Raw genomic sequence first — 17,678 nt, forward strand, 5'->3', positions numbered from 1 at the left:
CGACCGGCAGAGGCCGCTCCCGTACCGGGAGCGGCCTCTTGCGCTCCCCGGCGCGGGAACGTTTCAGCAGGGGCGGGGAGACAGGGTGGGACTGCGCCGGTGGCGCGTCAGACCACCTGGTGGAGCCAGCGGACCGGGGCGCCTTCGCCCGCGTGCCGGAAGGACTCCAGTTCGTCGTCCCAGGGCTTGCCGAGGAGACCGGCGACCTCGGTCTCCAGGTCCGACTCACCCCGCAGGGACCTGGCCAGGGCCGCCCTCAGCCGGTCCTCCGGGACGAGGATGTCACCGTTCATCCCGGTGACGGCGTGGAAGATGCCGAGCCCGGGTGTGGAGCTGTATCGCTCCCCCTCGGCCGTGGGGCAGGGTTCCGCCGTCACCTCGAAGCGCAGCAGGTCCCAGCCGCGGAGCGACGACGCCAGCTCCGAGGCCGTGCCGGCTCTGCCCTTCCAGGAGAATTCGGAACGCCAGGTGCCGGGCGCGGCCGGCTGTCTGATCCAGTCCAGCTGGACCCGCACACCGAGCACACCCCCCACCGCCCATTCGACATGCGGGCACAGCGCGCGCGGTGCGGAGTGAACGTACAGGACTCCACGTGTCGTCACCGGGACCTCCAAGGTGGGACGAGGTTCGCCTTCCCCAGCGGCCTCGCGCCCGTACCGCCTCTTCCCGGCCGGCTCCCGAGGTTGTCATCAGTAAACAGCATCGGGAGTGAATCTCCTGAAAAGGGACAGTATGTGACGTGAGCTAACGTACCGGACCCGTCCATGAACACACAGGCCGGTGGTGCGCCACTGGTTCGACGGGGAAAAGCTACCGTGCGCCGGGGGCGCTTGGGTGACGTACCGTCGGTCCCGGGCCCCTGATTCCTCAGCATTCACCCGCGAGGGCGTGAGGGCCCGCCACCTGGGGCTGTCCGGTTGTGCCAGGGGCACAATCACCCGCGTGACCTGAGGGGAATCAGGGATGCCTGAGCATTCGTCATGCCGTCGTGTCCGGCGTTGCGCGGTCACCCTGACGGCGGTCGTGGCAGCCGGATCCGCAGTGCTGACCGGCTGCACGTCGGACGGCGACGGACCCGCTCGCGGCGGTTCCGCCACCCGGAGCCCCGCACCCGCCCCGGCTCCGGCGTGGGACGCGAGGCCCGCTTCGATCGCCGCGGTCGGTGACTCGATCACCCGCGGCTTCGACGCCTGCTCGGTGTTCGCCGACTGCCCCGAGGTGTCGTGGGCCACGGGGACCGACGGCGCGGTCCGGAGCCTCGCCGTGCGCCTCCTCGGGGCGTCGAAGGCGGTCACGCACAGCTGGAACCACGCCGTGTCGGGCGCCCGGATGGCCCAGCTGCCCGAGCAGATGGCCCAGGCGGCGAAGGAGAGGCCCGAGCTGGTCACGGTCATGATCGGGGCCAACGACGCCTGCCGGGACTCGGTGCGGCTGATGACCCCGGTGGCGGACTTCAGGACCTCTTTCGAGGCATCGGTACGGCGGTTGCGCGCGGCGGCGCCGAAGGCGCAGATCTACGTGTCCAGCGTGCCGGACCTCAAGCGCCTCTGGTCGACAGGGCGGGAGAACCCGCTGGGCAAGCAGATCTGGAAGCTCGGGATCTGCCGGTCGATGCTGGCGGACGCCGACGACATGGGCGCGGCGGCCGTGGCACGGCGCGAAGCGGTCCGGGCGCGGGTGGTGGCGTACAACGAGGTGCTGCGGGAGGTCTGCGCGCGGGACGAGCGGTGCCGCTACGACGGCGGGGCGGTGTTCGACTACCGGTTCACCGGGAAGCAGCTGAGCGAGTGGGACTGGTTCCACCCGGGGCGCGACGGGCAGGCCAGGCTCGCTGAGATCGCCTACCGCAATGTCACCGCGGCCGCGCCCCCGGCGTAAAGTCCTTGATCGTGACGACGGGTACAGCGGTAGCGAACGAAGACTTCTCCACACGCACGGACGGTACGCCGGTCCGGCGCTGGACCCTGGAACGCGCCGGCACCCGGGTGCGGGTACTGACGTACGGCGCCCTGGTGCAGTCGGTCGAGGTGCCCGGCCGGGACGGCACCCGAGCCGAGGTCGCCCTCGGGCTGCCCGACGTCAAGGCGTACGAGACGCACCCGAGCCCGTACTTCGGCGCCACGGTCGGCCGGTACGCGAACCGGATCGCGGGCGGCGCGTTCGCGATCGACGGGCGGACGTACCGGGTGACGCCCAACGAGGGGCGCAACACCCTGCACGGCGGTGCGGTCGGGTTCGACAAGCGCGTGTGGGAGGCGCGGGAGGTGCCGGGCGGGGTGCGGTTCTCCCTCGTCTCCGAGGACGGCGAGGAGGGGTTCCCCGGGCGGCTGGAGGTCTCGGTGACGTACACCCTCGACGAGGACGGCGCGCTGCGGATCGGCTACCGGGCGACGACGGACGCCCCGACGGTGGTGAACCTGACCAACCACACGTACTGGAACCTCGCCGGGGCCGGCAGCGGGAACGCGCTGGGCCAGGAGCTGCGGATCGCCGCCGGGCGGATCACCCCGGCGGACGAGCAGTCCCTGCCGACCGGTGCCTTCCTGCCGGTGGAGGGCACCCGGTACGACTTCCGGGAGCCGAGGCCGGTGGGGCCCGGTCACGACACGAACTACGTGCTGGAGGAGACCGGCGGGAAGCCGGTCGCCGAGCTGCACGACCCGGCGTCCGGACGCCTGCTGACCGTCCGTACGACGGAGCCGGGGCTCCAGCTGTACACCGCCGACCATCTCGGCGGGAGCCCCTTCGAGCCGTGCGCGGGGATCGCCCTGGAGACACAGCACTTCCCGGACTCGCCGAACCGCCCGGAGTTCCCGAGCACCGTGCTGAGGCCGGGCGAGGAGTTCACCTCGACGACGGTGTACGGGTTCTCCGTGCGCTGAGCCCGTGCGGTCCCGCGTGCGCTCAGTCCTTGCGCAGGGAGTGCGGCGCGGGTGCGGGCGCGGGCCGCTCCTCCGCCTCCCCGGTGAGCTCGCGGGCCAGCAGGGTGGCACCGGCGACCGCGCCCGGCATCAGGAACACGGCGACGAACGGGACGACGAAGGCCAGCGCCAGCGGGACCCCGAAGCCCAGGACCGCCCAGCGCCTGCCGCGGAGCAGCACCAGCCGGTCCTTGAGGACCATGCCCCGGCGCTGGAGGGCGACGGCGGTGAGTTCCTCGGAGAGGAAGTAGCCGGAGACGCAGAAGCCGAGGGCGGGGATCACGGTCTGGCCGACGACGGGGATGAAGCCGAGGGCGAAGAGCAGCACTCCGTAGGCCGCGACGCGCAGCAGGATGCGGACGGAGTCTCGGGCGGAGATCCACAGCTCCCGCCAGAACGGCAGTCCCGACTCGGGCACCTCGCCGCCCTCGCCGCGTTCGACCTCCTCGGAGAGGGACTCGTAGAACGGCTGGCCGATCAGCAGGGTGACCGCGGTGAAGGTGATGACCGCGAGGAATATCCCCAGCACGAAGATCAGGACGGTCAGGCCGTTGCGGAGCAGTCCGAGCCAGGGCGAGGACCAGTCGTCGGCGAACGGGGTCGCCCAGGCGGCGAGGTCGTCGGCGCCGTAGCCCAGGCCGGTGAGCGCGCCCGCGTACACGACGAGGGTGATGAGTGCGGGGAGCAGGCCGATGCCGAACCACCTGCCGTGCCCGAAGGCCCAGCGCTGGCCCTTGACCAAGTAACCGAATCCCGCCCCGAGATCACTCATGGCGTCAGCGTACTTGCGCAGGCCATTGACACCTTCCCCGGCCCGTTTTAACGTCACGCCAGCATTTCGAACGAGTGACGAAATACCGAACACGTGGAGAGGCAACACCCGTGCGCATCACCGGAATCAGCACGCATGTCGTCGGGACGCCGTGGCGCAACCTCACGTACGTCCAGGTGCACACCGACGAGGGCCTCACGGGGGTCGGCGAGACCCGGATGCTGGGCCGCACGGACGCTCTGCTCGGCTACCTGCGGGAGGCGTCGGTCAACCACATCACCGGCTCCGACCCGTTCGCGGTCGAGGATCTCGTCAAGCGCATGAAGTACGGCGACTACGGGCGTGCCGGGGAGATCGTGATGTCCGGCATCGCGGTCATCGAGATGGCCTGCTGGGACATCAAGGGCAAGGCTCTGGGCGTCCCCGTCTGGCAGCTGCTCGGCGGGAAGGTCACCGACCGCGTCAAGGCGTACGCCAACGGCTGGTACACCACCGAGCGCACCCCGGAGGCGTACCACAAGGCCGCCCAGGGGGTCGTCGAGCGGGGTTACCGCGCGCTGAAGATCGACCCGTTCGGGACGGGCCACTTCGAGCTGGGCCAGGAGGAGACCCGGTACGCCGTGTCCCTGATCGAGGCGGTGCGGGACGCCATCGGCCCCGACGCCGAGCTGATGCTGGAGATGCACGGCCGGTTCAGTCCGTCCACGGCGGTACGCATCGCCCGGGAGATGGCGCCGTTCCGCCCGGCGTGGCTGGAGGAGCCGGTGCCGCCGGAGAACCTCAAGGCGCTGAGCAAGGTCGCGGAGAAGGTGGACCTGCCGATCGCGACGGGTGAACGCATCCACGACCGGATCGAGTTCCGGGAGCTCTTCGAGTCGCAGGCCGTCGACATCATCCAGCCGGACGTCGGCCACATCGGCGGCATCCTGGAGACCCGCAAGCTCGCCGCGACGGCGGAGACGCACTACACGCTGATCGCCCCGCACAACGTGGGCGGGTCCGTGCTGACGGCGGCCAGCCTCCAGGTCGCCGGCTGCACCCCGAACTTCAAGATCCTCGAGCACTTCAACGACTTCGCCGACGCGGACATCAAGAAGGTCGTCAAGGGCGCTCCCACGGTCGACCCGGAGACCGGCTGCTTCGAACTCTCCGACGCCCCGGGGCTCGGAGTGGAGCTCGACGTCGACGCGGCGGCGGAGTTCCCGCAGCAGCAGGCACGGTTCGACCTGTGGGCCGAGGGCTGGGAGAAGAGGCAGCCCAAGTGAGTCCGCTCTCCCGCTCGCTGACCGTGGAGCGGCCCGGCAGTCACCGGCTCACCGAGGGCCCGCTCCCGGAGCCGGGCCCCGGCGAGGTGAGGGTGCGGGTCGCCGCGGCCGGGATCTGCATGAGCGACCGCGAGGTGTACGACGGCCGCCGCGACCCGGCGTACGTGCGGTATCCCGTGGTGCCCGGGCACGAGTGGTCGGGCACCGTCGACGCGGTGGGCGAGGGCGTCGATCCCGCGCTGACCGGACGCCGCACGGTCGCCGAGGGCTTCCGGGCCTGCGGGCGCTGCGAGCGGTGCAGGTGCGGGGAGACCTCGCTGTGCTCGGCGGGGTACGACGAGACGGGCTTCACCCGCCCCGGGGCCTTCGCCGACCACCTGGTGGTCCCGGCGCGGCTGCTGCATCCGCTGGCCGGCGACGCCGACCTGCGGGCCGCGGCCCTGCTGGAGCCGGCGGCGGTGGTCGCGGCCGCCGTACGGGCCGGGGCGCCCGAGCCGGGTGAGCGGATCGCCGTGCTGGGCGCCGGCACACTGGGCCTGCTGGCGGTGCAGCTGCTGGCCGCGGTGTCGCCCGCCGAGCTCACCGTGGTCGACCCGCGGAAGGACCGCGCCCTGCTGGCCCTGGACTTCGGGGCCGGGGAGGTCAGGACTCCGGGCGAGGCCGGGGAGGTACGGGGCCGGTACGACCTGGTGGTGGAGACGGCGGGCGCACCGTCCACGGCGGCGGACGCCTGCCTGCTGGCCCGCAGGGGCGGCAGGGTGGTGCTGACCGGGATGTTCGCCCCGGGTGCCACGGGCATCGATCCGGTGCATCTCTCGCTCAGTCAGCTCACGGTGCGCAGCGTCTTCGGAGCCCCCTCTTCGGCGTGGTCCTACGCGGTGCGCGCCTTCACGGCGGGGCTGCTCGACCCCGCTCCGCTCATCACCCACGAGTTCCCGCTGGAGCGGTTCGCCGACGCCGTCGCACTGGTGGGATCCGGGGATCCGGAGACCGGGAAGGTGCTGCTACGGCCCTGAGGGCCCGCCCGGAAGACGCTCCGGCGCGGTCGCGACCTGACCGCCGCCGCGCCGGAGCCGCCCCAACGATCCGAACTTCGTCCGATATACCGAACGTGAAGGACCAGTCGTGAACGACACCCCCGCCACCATCCCCGGCACCGGCGGTGCCCGCCGTCCCGGTGACACCGCACTGGCCGCGCTCGGTCTGGGCCCCGCACCGCTCTCCCCTGCGGACGCGTCCCCTCACTCCTTCCCCTGCGGGGGGAGCTGGCGCACCGAGGTGCCGTCCGTGGAGGGCCCCGAGGCCCTCGGGGTCGTGCTCGAGGAGGCGGCGCGGCTCGATGTGCCGGTCCACCGCATCAGCCAGGGCAGCGGCATCTGGATGCTGACCGACGCGGAGATCACCGAGATGGTGGAGAGCTGCGCCGAACGGGGCATCGAGCTCTGCCTGTTCACCGGCCCCCGTGGCACCTGGGACACCGGAGCCTCGGTGCGCACCGACTCGGGCGGCGCGGGGCTGCGCTCCCGGGGCCACGACGCCCTGGCCGGCTGCGTCGAGGACGCCCTGCGGGCCACCTCGCTGGGCGTGAAGTGCCTGCTCGTGGCCGACGAGGGGGTGCTGTGGACCTTGCACCGGATGCGCGAGCAGGGTGCCCTGCCGGCGGACACCACCTTCAAGGTGTCGGCGCTCATCGGGCCCGTGAACCCGGCGTCGTACGCCGTGTTCGAGCAGCTCGGCGCGGACTCGGTCAACGTCCCGTCGGATCTGACGCTCGCCCAGTTCACCGAGATCCGGCGGGTTTCCAGGGCGCCGATGGATCTCTACATCGAGGCTCCGGACGACCTGGGCGGCTATGTGCGGATGTACGAGGTCGCCGAGCTGATCCGGCGCGGCGCCCCGCTGTACCTGAAGTTCGGCCTCTCCAAGTCGCCCGGCATCTACCCGTACGGGCAGCACCTGCGTGAACTGGCCCTGGCCACGGCCAGGGAGCGGGTGCGGCGCGGACGGCTGGCGCTGGACCTGCTCGCCCGTCACGGAGCGGACGGCGGGATGGCGGAGCTCGGCAGCCGGCTGCCGGGGAAGCTCAACAGGTTCGCGATCTCGTCATAACGCTTCGGACACTATCTCACCAAAAGAAGACACAGCCGCGCACAATCCCACACACCTGTTCTCGGTCGAGCCGCACCGGCGTTCCGGAGCGACCGGACCGGGCCGTGACCCCACATCAAGGATGATGACCATGCGCAACCGCAGAGCCGCACTTGCCGCCGTCGCCTCCGCCGCCACCCTCGCCCTGGCCCTGACCGCTTGCGGCCAGAGCAGCGAGGGCGGCAGCGAGGAGGACAAGGGGGGTTCGGAGGGCGCCACCATCGGCGTCGCGATGCCGACCAAGTCCTCCGAGCGCTGGATATCCGACGGCGCCAACGTCGTGAAGGAGCTCAAGGGCAAGGGCTACAAGACCAAGCTCGTCTACGGCGAGGACGACCCGGACCAGCAGGTCTCCCAGATCGAGAACATGATCACCCAGGGTGTGGACGCCCTGATCATCGCCGCGATCGACAACAAGTCCCTCGGCAACGTGCTCCAGCAGGCCAAGGACGCCGACATCCCGGTGATCTCCTACGACCGGCTGATCCTCGGCACGGAGAACGTCGACTACTACGCCTCGTTCGACAACGAGAAGGTGGGCGAGCTCCAGGGCACGTACATCGTCGACAAGCTCGGTCTGGGGGACGGCAAGAAGGGCCCCTTCAACATCGAGCTGTTCGCCGGGTCCAACGACGACAACAACACCAAGTACTTCTTCCAGGGCGCGATGAACGTCCTCAAGCCCTACGTGGACAAGGGCGAACTGGTCGTCCGGTCGAAGCAGACCGCCCTCAACCAGGTCACCACCCTGCGCTGGGACGGCGGCACCGCGCAGAAGCGCATGGACGACCTCCTCACCTCCAGCTACCGCAGCTCCCGGGTCGACGCCGTGCTCTCGCCGTACGACGGCATCTCCATCGGCATCCTCTCCGCCCTGAAGTCGGACGGCTACGGCTCCAAGGCCAAGCCCATGCCGGTCGTCACGGGCCAGGACGCCGAGGTCGCCTCGGTGAAGTCGATCATCACCGGTGAGCAGACGCAGACCGTCTACAAGGACCTGCGCCAGCTCGCCAAGGTCGCGTCGAACATGGTCGACGCGGTCCTCAACGACAAGAAGCCCGAGGTCAACGACAGCAAGTCGTACGACAACGGCTCCAAGGTCGTCCCCGCCTTCCTGCTGCAGCCGGTCAGCGTGGACAAGGACAACTACAAGGAAGTCCTCGTCGACGGCGGCTACTACACCGAGAACGACCTCAAGTAACCGGGCTCCCTCAAGGATTGGAAGGCACGACCATGGCGGGACCCGTCCTGGAAATGCGCTCGATCGTCAAGACCTTTCCCGGTGTCAAGGCGCTGTCGGACGTCTCACTGAGCGTCCGCCAGGGCGAGGTCCACGCCATCTGCGGGGAGAACGGCGCCGGAAAGTCCACCCTCATGAAGGTGCTCTCCGGCGTCCACCCGCACGGCAGCTACGAAGGGGACATCCTCTTCGAAGGCGAGACCTGCCGGTTCAAGGACATCCGCGCGAGCGAACAGCACGGCATCGTGATCATCCACCAGGAGCTGGCGCTGGTGCCGTACCTCTCCATCGCGGAGAACATCTTCCTCGGCAACGAGCACGCCAGGCGCGGGCTCATCAACTGGCGCGACACCCTCCGGCACGCCGGCGAACTGCTGCGCCGCGTCGGTCTCGACGAGCACCCGGAGACCCGGGTCGCCGACATCGGTGTGGGCAAGCAGCAGCTGGTGGAGATCGCCAAGGCGCTGTCGAAGAAGGTGAAACTGCTCATCCTCGACGAGCCGACGGCGGCGCTCAACGACGAGGACAGCGGCAAACTCCTCTCCCTGATCCTGTCGTTGAAGGAACAGGGCATCACCTCGATCATCATCTCGCACAAGCTGAACGAGATCCGCCGGGTCGCCGACTCGGTCACGATCATCCGCGACGGGCGGTCCATCGAGACGCTCGACGTGAAGGCCGAGGGCACGACCGAGGACCGGATCATCAGCGGGATGGTGGGGCGCGATCTGGAGAACCGCTTCCCGGACCGCACCCCGCACCATCCCGAGGAGGGCAGCGCGCCCGCCCTGGAGATCCGCGGCTGGACCGTGCACCACCCCATCGACCAGCAGCGCAAGGTCGTGGACGACGTCTCGATCGAGGTGCGCCGCGGCGAGATCGTCGGTATCGCCGGGCTCATGGGCGCCGGCCGCACCGAGCTCGCGATGAGCGTCTTCGGCCGCTCCTACGGCCGCTACGCGGGCGGCACCGTCCTCAGGGACGGCAGGGAGGTCCGTACGAAGACCGTCCCGGAGGCGGTCGGGCACGGCATCGCCTACGCCACCGAGGACCGCAAGCACTACGGCCTCAACCTCATCGACACCATCAACCGGAACATCTCGCTGACCGCGCTGGGCAAGGTCGCCAGGCGGGGTGTGGTCGACGAGCACGGCGAGCAGCAGGTGGCCGAGGAGTTCCGCCGGTCCATGAACATCAAGGCGCCGACCGTCTTCGAGCCGGTGGGCAAGCTGTCCGGCGGCAACCAGCAGAAGGTCGTCCTCAGCAAGTGGATCTTCGCGGGTCCCGAGGTGCTGATCCTGGACGAGCCGACCCGCGGCATCGACGTGGGCGCCAAGTACGAGATCTACACGGTCATCGACCAGCTGGCCGCCCAGGGCAAGGCGGTCGTCTTCATCTCCTCCGAACTGCCGGAGCTGCTCGGTATGTGCGACCGCATCTACACGATGGCCGCGGGACGGCTGACGGGTGAGTTCTCGCGGGCCGAGGCGTCGCAGGAAGCACTGATGCGTCAGATGACGAAGGACAAAGAGGTAACCCGATGAGCACGGACGTGAAGGACAGGACCCCCGCCCCCTCGGCGCCCCCGGGAGGCGGAGCGTCCTCCGGCGACGGCCTGCTGCGCCTGGTGCTCGACGGCATACGCAGCAACATGCGGCAGTACGGCATGCTGATGGCCCTCGGCCTGATCGTGGTGCTGTTCGCGGTCTGGTCCGACGGCGATCTGCTGCTGCCGCGCAACGTCTCCAACCTGGTGCTGCAGAACAGCTACATCCTGATCCTGGCGATCGGCATGATGCTCGTCATCATCGCCGGCCACATCGACCTGTCGGTCGGTTCGCTGACCGCGTTCATCGGGGCGATGGCCGCCGTCCTCATGGTCGAGCACCAGATGTCCTGGCCGCTCGCCGTGGTGCTGTGCCTGGCCATCGGCGCGGTCGCGGGAGCGGTGCAGGGCTTCTTCATCGCCTACCTGGGCATCCCGTCGTTCATCGTGACGCTCGCGGGCATGCTGCTCTTCCGCGGTCTCACCGAGATCGTCCTGAAGGGCCAGACGCTCGGCCCCTTCCCGAAGGGCCTGCAGAAGGTCGCCAACGGCTTCCTGCCCGAGGTCGGCCCGAACACCAACTACCACAACCTCACCCTGCTGCTGGGCATCGCCCTGATCGTCTTCGTGGTGCTCCAGGAGTTCCGTGACCGCAGGCGCCAGCAGGAGTTCGCCCTCGACGTGCCGCCGCTGAAGCTGTTCCTGCTGAAGCTGGTCGCCCTGGTCGCGGCCGTCCTCGTCGTCACCCTGCTGCTCGCCAGCTACAAGGGCGCCCCGGTGGTGCTGCTCATCCTCGGTGTCCTGGTCGTCGGGTTCGGCTACGTGATGCGCAACGCGATCATCGGCCGTCACATCTACGCCATCGGCGGCAACCTGCCCGCGGCGAAGCTGTCCGGTGTGAAGGACAAGAAGGTCACCTTCCTGGTCTTCCTCAACATGGGCATGCTCGCGGCACTGGCCGGTCTGGTCTTCGCCGCGCGCTTCAACGCCGCGTCCCCGAAGGCGGGCCTCAACTTCGAACTGGAGGCCATCGCCGCGTCGTTCATCGGCGGCGCGTCCATGAGCGGCGGCGTCGGCACCGTACTCGGCGCGATCATCGGTGGCCTGGTGCTCGGTGTGCTGAACAACGGCATGAACCTCGTGGGCATCGGCACCGACTGGCAGCAGGTCATCAAGGGGCTCGTGCTGCTGGCCGCGGTCGGCTTCGACGTCTGGAACAAGCGCAAGGTCGGTTCCTGACGCACCGGCCGCGAGGGCCACGGCCCCCGCGCCACGAAGGCGCCCTCCCCGGCCGGGGAGGGCGCCTTCGGTGTTCTCCGGGTCAGCCCAGCCGGATCATGTTCCAGGAGAGCGGCTCCAGCACCGCCTTGAGCGTGCCGCCTGCCAGCCCGGTGCCCTCCGCCGCGTGCGGGAGCACCCGCTCGGGCTCGGCGAGGGTGTTGCGGGCCTCGGGATCGGCGTCCGCGACGACCTGGTGCTCCAGGACCGTGTCCAGGCCCAGTCCTGTCAGCGCCACCTCCAGCGGCAGAGCGGCGTCCTGGGAGCGGTTCACCGCGAAGACCGTGACGGCGCCGGTCTCCGGGTCTCGCACGGCCGTGGCGTGCAGCAGGTCCGTCTCGCCGTACTTCTCCGTCGCGTGCACCGGCGAGTCCACGCGCACGTCGAGTACCTGGCCCCGCCCGTACCGTGCGGTGAGGGCGAAGGGGAAGAAGGTGGTCTGCCGCCACGCCGGTCCGCCGGGCTCGGTCATGATCGGGGCGATCACGTTGACCAGCTGGGCGAGGCAGGCGACGGTCACCCGGTCCGCGTGGCGCAGCAGCGCGATCATCAGGCTGCCGAAGACGACGGCGTCGGTGACGCTGTAGTTGTCCTCCAGGAGCCGCGGCGCCTCGGGCCAGTCGAGCGGGTTCTCCCGCGTCTCCTGCTGGAAGCGCCGCTGGTACCAGACGTTCCACTCGTCGAAGGAGAGGTTGATCCGCTTCTCGGACTTGAGGCGCGCACCGACGTGGTCGCAGGTGGCGACGACGCTCTCGATGAAGGACTCCATGTCCACCGCGGAGGCGAGGAAGGAGTCGCGGTCGCCGTCGGTCTCCTCGTAGTAGGCGTGCAGCGAGATGTGGTCGACGAGGTCGTAGGTCTCGGCGAGGACCGTGGCCTCCCAGGCGGCGAAGGTGGGCATGGCGCGGCTGGAGGACCCACAGGCCACGAGCTGGACGGAGGGGTCGATCTGCCGCATGGCGCGGGCCGTCTCGGCGGCGAGGCGCCCGTACTCCTCGGCCGTCTTGTGGCCCGTCTGCCAGGGGCCGTCCATCTCGTTGCCCAGGCACCACAGCTTGATGCCGAAGGGGTCCTTGTCCCCGTGCGCGGCCCGCAGGTCGGAAAGGGCGGTGCCCGAGGGGTGGTTGACGTACTCCTGGAGCTGGATGGCCTCCTGTACGCCGCGGGTGCCGAGGTTGACCGCGAGCATGGGTTCGGCCTGCGGGCCGATCTTGCGGAGGAAGCCGATGTACTCGGACAGGCCGAAACGGTTCGTCTCGGTGGAACGCCAGGCGAGGTCGAGCCGGCGGGGGCGCTCGTCGACCGGGCCTACGCTGTCCTCCCAGCGGTAGCCGGAGACGAAGTTGCCGCCGGGGTAGCGGATGGCGGTGACACCGAGTTCGCGGATCAGGTCCAGCACGTCGGTGCGCAGTCCGGCCTCGTCCGCCGAGGGGTGGCCGGGCTCGAGTATCCCGTCGTAGACACAGCGGCCGAGGTGCTCGACGAAGGAGCCGAAGATCCGGGGATCGACGTCTCCCACGGTGAAGGCCGGATCGAGGGTGAAGCGCGCGGTGCGGGTCATGACATCCTTCGCTCGTTCGGTATTTCGAATGCTGCTCGTAACCTCGAACGGGACCGTAGGGTTCAACCTCCGCGGGCGTCAATGCCCTTGCACGCCATTCGCGGGCGGGCGGGTCAGGGCACGACCGAGGGCCGCACCCCGTGGTGACGGGATGCGGCCCTCGGTCGTACTCGGGTGGTCCGGTCTCAGCCGGCCGACAGCTCCACCTTGATGTTGCCGCGGGTGGCGTTCGAGTACGGGCACACCTGGTGCGCCTTCTCGACGAGCGCCTGCGCGGTGGCCGCGTCGACGTTCGGGATGGAGGCGCTGATCGCGACCTCCAGGCCGAAGCCGCCCGCCTCGGTCTTGCCGATGGAGACGGAGGCGGTCACCGTCGAACCGGTGATGTCCGCCTTCTCGTTGCGGGCGACGACACCGAGGGCGCCCTGGAAGCAGGCGCTGTAGCCGGCTGCGAAGAGCTGCTCGGGGTTGGTGCCCTCACCGCTGCCGCCCATGGCCTTCGGCGGGTTGACGACGACGTCGAGCTTGCCGTCGTCCGAGGAGACGCGGCCGTCACGGCCGTTCTCCGCGGTGGCGACGGCGGTGTAGGCCACGTCGATCTGCTGAATGGTCATACGGGTGATTCCTCCTGCTGATGCGCCGCGACTCGCGCCCACGATCGCGACGGCCTGCGCCGAGCCTAACGGGTGACCGGGCGGGGCCCTTCACGGGTGGCCGCACCGGGCGGCGACGACGGGCGGGCCACCGGCGGGCCCGCCCCCGTGCCCGGCGGGATCTCAGGCGTCCAGCGAGACGATCATCTTGCCGGTGTTCTCGCCGCGCAGCATGCCGACGAACGCGTCGTAGCCGTGCTCGATGCCCTGGACCTTCGTCTCGTCGTAGGTGAGCTCACCGGAGGCGAGCCATCCGGCGACGTCCTGGACGAACTGGGGCTGGAGGTCGTTGTGGTCGCCCACGAGTACGCCCTGCAGGCGCAGCCGCTTGCCGATGACGAGCGCGAGGTTGCGCGGGCCGGGGGTGGGTTCCGTGGCGTTGTACTGGGCGATCATTCCGCAGATGGTGGCGCGGCCGTGCACGTTGAGCGCGGAGATCGCGGCCTCCAGGTGCTCGCCGCCGACGTTGTCGAAGTAGACGTCGATGCCGTCGGGCGCGGCCTCGGCGAGCTGCTCCCGGACGGGGCCGTTCTTGTAGTTGAAGGCGGCGTCGAAGCCGTACTTCTCGACGAGGAGCTTCACCTTCTCGTCGGACCCGGCCGAGCCGATGACCCGGGAGGCGCCCTTGATCCGCGCCATCTGACCGACCTGGCTGCCCACCGCCCCCGCCGCGCCGGAGACGAAGACCGCGTCGCCCTCCTTGAAGGAGGCGACCTCGAACAGCCCGGCGTAGGCGGTGAGACCGGTCATGCCGAGCACGCCCAGGTAGGCGGAGAGCGGGGCGAGCGAGGCGTCGACCTTGACCGCGTGCCGGGCGGGGACGGAGGCGTACTCGCGCCATCCGAGGCCGTGCAGCACGTGGTCGCCCACGGCGAAGCCCTCGGCCTCCGAGGCGATGACCTCGCCGACCGCGCCGCCCGCCATGGGCTCGTCGAGCTTGAAGGGCGGGGTGTACGACTTGACGTCGTTCATCCGGCCCCGCATGTAGGGGTCGACCGAGAAGTGGAGGTTGCGGACGAGGACCCGCCCCTCACCGGGAGCGGTCACCGGCGCCTCGCGCAGGGCGAAGTCCGTGGGCTCGGGCCAGCCGTGCGGCCTGGCGACGAGGTGCCATTCGCGACCGGTCGTGGGAAGTGCTGCAGACATGGCTCGGGTTCTCCTCGATGTCGTGCGGTGTGGCGTCTCGGGTGCCTGGAGCGAAAAGCTTCAGCACATGAAACAACCATGCGTCCACATATTTCACCTTGTCAAGTAATTCGGTAGTCTGGGTGTCATGGCCACCCCGCGCACGGACCCGCTCACGCTCGAAGTCGTCCAGCTCATCGGCGGGGTCGTGGCGCGTTACCACGAGGAGTACGACCGGGCCGCCGCCACCCACGCGCTGACCGGGGCGCAGGCCAGGGTGCTGGGGCTCCTCGCGCTGGAGCCGATGCCCATGCGCAAGGTTGCCCGGAAACTCAAGTGCGAACCGTCCAACGTCACCGGGATCGTCGACCGGCTGGAGCTGCGCGGCCTGGTGGAGCGCCGCCCCGATCCGGCGGACCGGCGGGTGAAACTCGCCGCCCCGACCGAGGAGGGCATCCGCACGGCCCGGGAGCTGCGGGACGCCCTGGACTTCGCCCGTGAGCCGCTGGCCGAGCTGTCCGAGGCCGAGCGGACGGTCCTGCGGGACCTCCTGCGCCGGATGCTCGGCGAGGACGACGCCTGAGCGTCAGAAGCAGAAGATCCACCATGTGCAGGTCGGGGAGGGTGAAGGGGTCGGCTCCGGACCGGCCGAAGGTCCCGGCGGCGTCGGCTCCTCGCTAGGCTCCCCCGAGCCGCCGGCGTCCGGCGCCGCGGTGCCGGCGGACTCCGGGGGCCCGGACGTGGGAGCGGGCGGTGCGGGGCTCCCGGCCGGGGCCTCCGACGACGGGGCGGGCGCGGGCGGCGCCGCGGTGCGGGCCGGGCCCTTCGTGGCCGGCGGGCGGGCCTCGGTGACCGGGACGACCGTGGGGGCGTCCGCCGGCGCGGGCGCCTCGGACTCCGGGCTCGGCGGGACCGGCGGGGCGGACACCTCTCCGGTGGCCTCGCTCACGTAGTCCGCGGCCCCGCTCCCGCCGCCGGGCTCCATGGCGAGCTCCGCGAGGCTCAGCGCCCCCAGCGCCAGTACGGCACCGGCCACGGTGAGCAGCAGCGCGCGGCCGCGTCTGCGGTGCCCGTTCCTCCTGCGGCCGCGGCCCCGTCCGGCGGCGCCCCGGGCGCGGCGGCGGTGCCCCGTACCCCCGGAGACCTCCAGGGTCCCGCCCGCGGGCTCGGCGCCCCGTCCGGCGGGCTCCACGACGGCGTAGGGGACCAGCGCGTCGGCGGGGGTCCCGCAACCGGCGCAGGCCAGCGCCCCGTTCAGGTGCCGTCGGCACGGGTGGCAGTAATCCATGGCGCCCGCAGAGTAGACGCGCGGAGAACGGCACAGGAAGGCGCACAGGTGAGGATCCTGTGTGGAATCCGAGACTCCGGGGCGCGCCGCCCGATACGCGCGACACGCGGCAGGATGAGCCCCATGACCCCTCCCGCCCCGTTCGGGCCGCCCCAGTTCCAGCTCGTGCTGCTGCGCCGGATGGCCGACCACCAGCCCGGTCTCGTCGAGGACGCCCGTCACGAACTGGGCGCCTCCCTCGCCGAGATGCGGGAGGCCAACCGCCGCTGGCAGGCCATGCTGCGCGCACCGGGAGGCCGGGGCGCCCTGCGCCGCTACCGGTCCGTCCTGGGCGAGCCGGAGTCGTCGGTGCGCCGGAAGGTGGGCGACCTGGAGTGCGACGCGCTGCTGTGGCCGCTGCCGCTCTGGCCGGACCTGCGGTTCGAGGTGATGGCCGGTCCCGGTGGCGCCGTCTGGAACGAATGGCTGGTCCGCGCCCCCGGCGCGGCGGGACCGGACCTGGACACGGCGGCAGATCTGCTCCCCTGGTCCTGCACGGTGGACGAGGTGGCCCGGGCCTTCGCCCCGGCCCGGCCCATGGAGGGCAGCGCGCCGACCCGCTGGGGGCTCACCTTCACCGACCCGGGCACCGGCCGGCCCTGTGCGGCCGAGTTCACCTGGGGCCTGTTCCAGCGCACCCTGCCGGGGGCCTCCTGACGCCTGTCGCGCCGTCAGCTGCGCTTTCCCCCCTACGGCTCACCCAGCGCGCGCCGCCCCCGCCCCGGCGTGACGATGCCAGGAGACCGGCTGCCGCCGGTGCCCCCCGTCAGCGCCTCTCGGGAGAATCTGCCGTGACCGTCAGTCTCGAACAGTTGCGCCGTTGCCATGTCGCCGTCGATCTCGGGGCCGCGAGGACCCGTGTGTACATCAAGGGAGTGGGGCTCGTCGTCGACGAGCCGAGCGTCGCCGCGGTGAACACGCGTACCGGCTCGCTCATCGCCGTCGGCGCCCTCGCCGAGCAGATGACCGGCCGTACGCCCGGCTACATCCGGGTGGCACGCCCGGTGTCCGGCGGGACCGTCGTGGACATCGACATGGCACAGCGCATGCTGCGCCATCTGCTGGGCGAGAAGCTCCGCCGCCAGCTGCGCCGCAAGCCCCGGCTGCGGGCCGCCGCCTGTGTCCCGCACGACGCCGACCCCCTGGCCCAGCGGGCCGCGGTCGAGACCCTCGTGGGGCTCGGGGCGCGGCGGGTGGAGCTCGTGGACACCCTGATCGCGGCGGCCGTGGGCTGCGGACTGCCGGTGGAGGAGCCGACCGCGACCATGATCATGGTGTGCGGGGCGGCCACCACCCAGATCGCCGTGCTCTCCCTGGGGGCGATCGTGACGGCGGTACGCATCCCGATCGGCGGCGAGGCCATCGACCAGGCGGTCATCCAGCACCTGCGCCAGCACCACGAGCTGATGCTGCCCAGCCAGTCCGTCCGGCCGCTGCAGCTGGCGCTCCGGGGCAACGGCCTCACACTCAGCGGGCCCGCGGTGACCGAGATCCACGGCCGTGACGTCGCGACCGGCCTGGCGCGTTCCGTCCAGGTCGACACCGCGGCCGTACGCCAGGCCATCCACACCCCGCTCACCGCGGTGCTCGACGGGCTCGGGAAGGTGCTGCGCGACTGCCCGCCCGACCTGGTCGCCGACATCGCGGACTCCGGGATCATGATGGTCGGCGGCAGCGCCCTGCTGCCGGGGCTCGACCAGATGCTGAGGGAAGCGACCGGTGTGCCCGTCACCATCGCCGAGCGGCCGGACGTCTGCTCGGTGCTCGGACTCGGCGCGATGCTGGACGGCAAGGTCCAGCCGCTGGTGCTCGACCCGCTGGCCGGCTGAGCCCGGCTCCCCC

At 70.9% G+C, this 17,678-nt stretch carries 17 protein-coding genes; 11 read left to right on the top strand and 6 right to left on the bottom strand.

The window, feature by feature from the left end; genetic code table 11:
- Positions 1–107 precede the first annotated feature (107 nt).
- Entirely contained in the window at positions 108–602 is a 495-nt protein-coding gene (locus ACFXOA_RS01730) for a DUF3145 domain-containing protein (RefSeq protein WP_385020884.1), read from the bottom strand.
- Positions 603–963: 361 nt separating this feature from the next.
- Here ACFXOA_RS01730 and ACFXOA_RS01735 point away from each other — a divergent pair, with 361 nt between their 5' ends.
- Together ACFXOA_RS01735 and ACFXOA_RS01740 are read left to right on the top strand one after the other, a co-directional pair.
- Complete coding sequence (locus ACFXOA_RS01735; RefSeq protein ID WP_385020887.1) at positions 964–1,878, top strand: SGNH/GDSL hydrolase family protein; 915 nt, start codon at positions 964–966, stop codon at positions 1,876–1,878.
- 11 nt (positions 1,879–1,889) lie between these two features.
- Complete coding sequence (locus ACFXOA_RS01740; RefSeq protein WP_385020890.1) at positions 1,890–2,882, top strand: aldose epimerase family protein; 993 nt, start codon at positions 1,890–1,892, stop codon at positions 2,880–2,882.
- Between the two features lie 22 nt (positions 2,883–2,904).
- On the opposite strand, the gene ACFXOA_RS01745 is transcribed toward ACFXOA_RS01740, so the two are convergent.
- The gene (locus tag ACFXOA_RS01745; protein WP_385020893.1) at positions 2,905–3,693 is read right to left on the bottom strand and encodes an EI24 domain-containing protein; all 789 of its coding nucleotides are present in this window, start codon (positions 3,691–3,693) and stop codon (positions 2,905–2,907) included.
- A 110-nt stretch (positions 3,694–3,803) separates the two neighbouring features.
- On the opposite strand from ACFXOA_RS01745, the gene ACFXOA_RS01750 reads away from it, so the two are divergent.
- From ACFXOA_RS01750 to mmsB, 6 genes are all read left to right on the top strand, one after another.
- Entirely contained in the window at positions 3,804–4,958 is a 1,155-nt protein-coding gene (locus ACFXOA_RS01750; protein ID WP_385020896.1) for a mandelate racemase/muconate lactonizing enzyme family protein, read from the top strand.
- Complete coding sequence (locus ACFXOA_RS01755; RefSeq protein WP_385020899.1) at positions 4,955–5,974, top strand: zinc-binding dehydrogenase; 1,020 nt, start codon at positions 4,955–4,957, stop codon at positions 5,972–5,974. Before ACFXOA_RS01750 ends, ACFXOA_RS01755 begins: the two co-directional genes overlap by 4 nt.
- Positions 5,975–6,083: 109 nt before the next feature.
- A complete protein-coding gene (locus ACFXOA_RS01760; protein WP_385020902.1) occupies positions 6,084–7,067 on the top strand; it encodes a hypothetical protein in 984 nt (327 codons plus the stop codon).
- Positions 7,068–7,197: 130 nt separating this feature from the next.
- On the top strand, positions 7,198–8,307 hold the full coding sequence (gene chvE, locus ACFXOA_RS01765; protein ID WP_385020905.1) for a multiple monosaccharide ABC transporter substrate-binding protein: 1,110 nt from the start codon (positions 7,198–7,200) through the stop codon (positions 8,305–8,307).
- A gap of 32 nt (positions 8,308–8,339) precedes the next feature.
- Positions 8,340–9,890 carry a multiple monosaccharide ABC transporter ATP-binding protein gene (gene mmsA / locus ACFXOA_RS01770; RefSeq protein WP_385020908.1) on the top strand — a complete coding sequence of 517 codons (1,551 nt, stop codon included), beginning with the start codon at positions 8,340–8,342 and terminating at the stop codon, positions 9,888–9,890.
- On the top strand, positions 9,887–11,131 hold the full coding sequence (gene mmsB, locus ACFXOA_RS01775; RefSeq protein ID WP_385020911.1) for a multiple monosaccharide ABC transporter permease: 1,245 nt from the start codon (positions 9,887–9,889) through the stop codon (positions 11,129–11,131). The genes mmsA and mmsB overlap by 4 nt, the downstream gene beginning before the upstream one ends.
- A gap of 82 nt (positions 11,132–11,213) precedes the next feature.
- On the opposite strand, the gene ACFXOA_RS01780 is transcribed toward mmsB, so the two are convergent.
- From ACFXOA_RS01780 to ACFXOA_RS01790, 3 genes are all read right to left on the bottom strand, one after another.
- Positions 11,214–12,731 carry an alpha-N-arabinofuranosidase gene (locus ACFXOA_RS01780; protein ID WP_385020913.1) on the bottom strand — a complete coding sequence of 506 codons (1,518 nt, stop codon included), beginning with the start codon at positions 12,729–12,731 and terminating at the stop codon, positions 11,214–11,216.
- Positions 12,732–12,916: 185 nt separating this feature from the next.
- On the bottom strand, positions 12,917–13,345 hold the full coding sequence (locus ACFXOA_RS01785) for an organic hydroperoxide resistance protein (RefSeq protein ID WP_385020916.1): 429 nt from the start codon (positions 13,343–13,345) through the stop codon (positions 12,917–12,919).
- A gap of 162 nt (positions 13,346–13,507) precedes the next feature.
- Positions 13,508–14,530, bottom strand: coding sequence for an NADP-dependent oxidoreductase (locus ACFXOA_RS01790; RefSeq protein WP_385020920.1), 1,023 nt, complete (start codon positions 14,528–14,530; stop codon positions 13,508–13,510).
- Between the two features lie 127 nt (positions 14,531–14,657).
- Here ACFXOA_RS01790 and ACFXOA_RS01795 point away from each other — a divergent pair, with 127 nt between their 5' ends.
- Entirely contained in the window at positions 14,658–15,092 is a 435-nt protein-coding gene (locus ACFXOA_RS01795) for a MarR family winged helix-turn-helix transcriptional regulator (RefSeq protein WP_385020923.1), read from the top strand.
- A 3-nt stretch (positions 15,093–15,095) separates the two neighbouring features.
- Here the strand turns inward: ACFXOA_RS01795 and ACFXOA_RS01800 are convergent, their stop codons facing one another.
- Positions 15,096–15,797, bottom strand: coding sequence for a hypothetical protein (locus ACFXOA_RS01800; protein ID WP_385020926.1), 702 nt, complete (start codon positions 15,795–15,797; stop codon positions 15,096–15,098).
- 123 nt (positions 15,798–15,920) lie between these two features.
- On the opposite strand from ACFXOA_RS01800, the gene ACFXOA_RS01805 reads away from it, so the two are divergent.
- Positions 15,921–16,493, top strand: a complete 573-nt coding sequence (locus ACFXOA_RS01805) for a hypothetical protein (protein ID WP_385020929.1) — start codon at positions 15,921–15,923, stop codon at positions 16,491–16,493.
- 134 nt (positions 16,494–16,627) lie between these two features.
- Positions 16,628–17,665 carry a rod shape-determining protein gene (locus ACFXOA_RS01810; RefSeq protein ID WP_385020932.1) on the top strand — a complete coding sequence of 346 codons (1,038 nt, stop codon included), beginning with the start codon at positions 16,628–16,630 and terminating at the stop codon, positions 17,663–17,665.
- Positions 17,666–17,678: the final 13 nt, after the last annotated feature.

Source organism: Streptomyces sp. NPDC059166, assembly GCF_042755185.1.
Classification (GTDB): domain Bacteria; phylum Actinomycetota; class Actinomycetes; order Streptomycetales; family Streptomycetaceae; genus Streptomyces.

Bases quoted from the DNA above. Each gene is read 5' to 3' on its own strand.
- ACFXOA_RS01735 (WP_385020887.1), top strand. From the start codon at position 964: ATGCCTGAGCATTCGTCATGCCGTCGTGTCCGGCGTTGCGCGGTCACC.
- ACFXOA_RS01745 (WP_385020893.1), bottom strand. From the start codon at position 3,693: ATGAGTGATCTCGGGGCGGGATTCGGTTACTTGGTCAAGGGCCAGCGC.
- chvE (WP_385020905.1), top strand. From the start codon at position 7,198: ATGCGCAACCGCAGAGCCGCACTTGCCGCCGTCGCCTCCGCCGCCACC.
- mmsA (WP_385020908.1), top strand. From the start codon at position 8,340: ATGGCGGGACCCGTCCTGGAAATGCGCTCGATCGTCAAGACCTTTCCC.
- mmsB (WP_385020911.1), top strand. From the start codon at position 9,887: ATGAGCACGGACGTGAAGGACAGGACCCCCGCCCCCTCGGCGCCCCCG.
- ACFXOA_RS01780 (WP_385020913.1), bottom strand. From the start codon at position 12,731: ATGACCCGCACCGCGCGCTTCACCCTCGATCCGGCCTTCACCGTGGGA.
- ACFXOA_RS01785 (WP_385020916.1), bottom strand. From the start codon at position 13,345: ATGACCATTCAGCAGATCGACGTGGCCTACACCGCCGTCGCCACCGCG.
- ACFXOA_RS01790 (WP_385020920.1), bottom strand. From the start codon at position 14,530: ATGTCTGCAGCACTTCCCACGACCGGTCGCGAATGGCACCTCGTCGCC.
- ACFXOA_RS01795 (WP_385020923.1), top strand. From the start codon at position 14,658: ATGGCCACCCCGCGCACGGACCCGCTCACGCTCGAAGTCGTCCAGCTC.
- ACFXOA_RS01800 (WP_385020926.1), bottom strand. From the start codon at position 15,797: ATGGATTACTGCCACCCGTGCCGACGGCACCTGAACGGGGCGCTGGCC.
- ACFXOA_RS01805 (WP_385020929.1), top strand. From the start codon at position 15,921: ATGACCCCTCCCGCCCCGTTCGGGCCGCCCCAGTTCCAGCTCGTGCTG.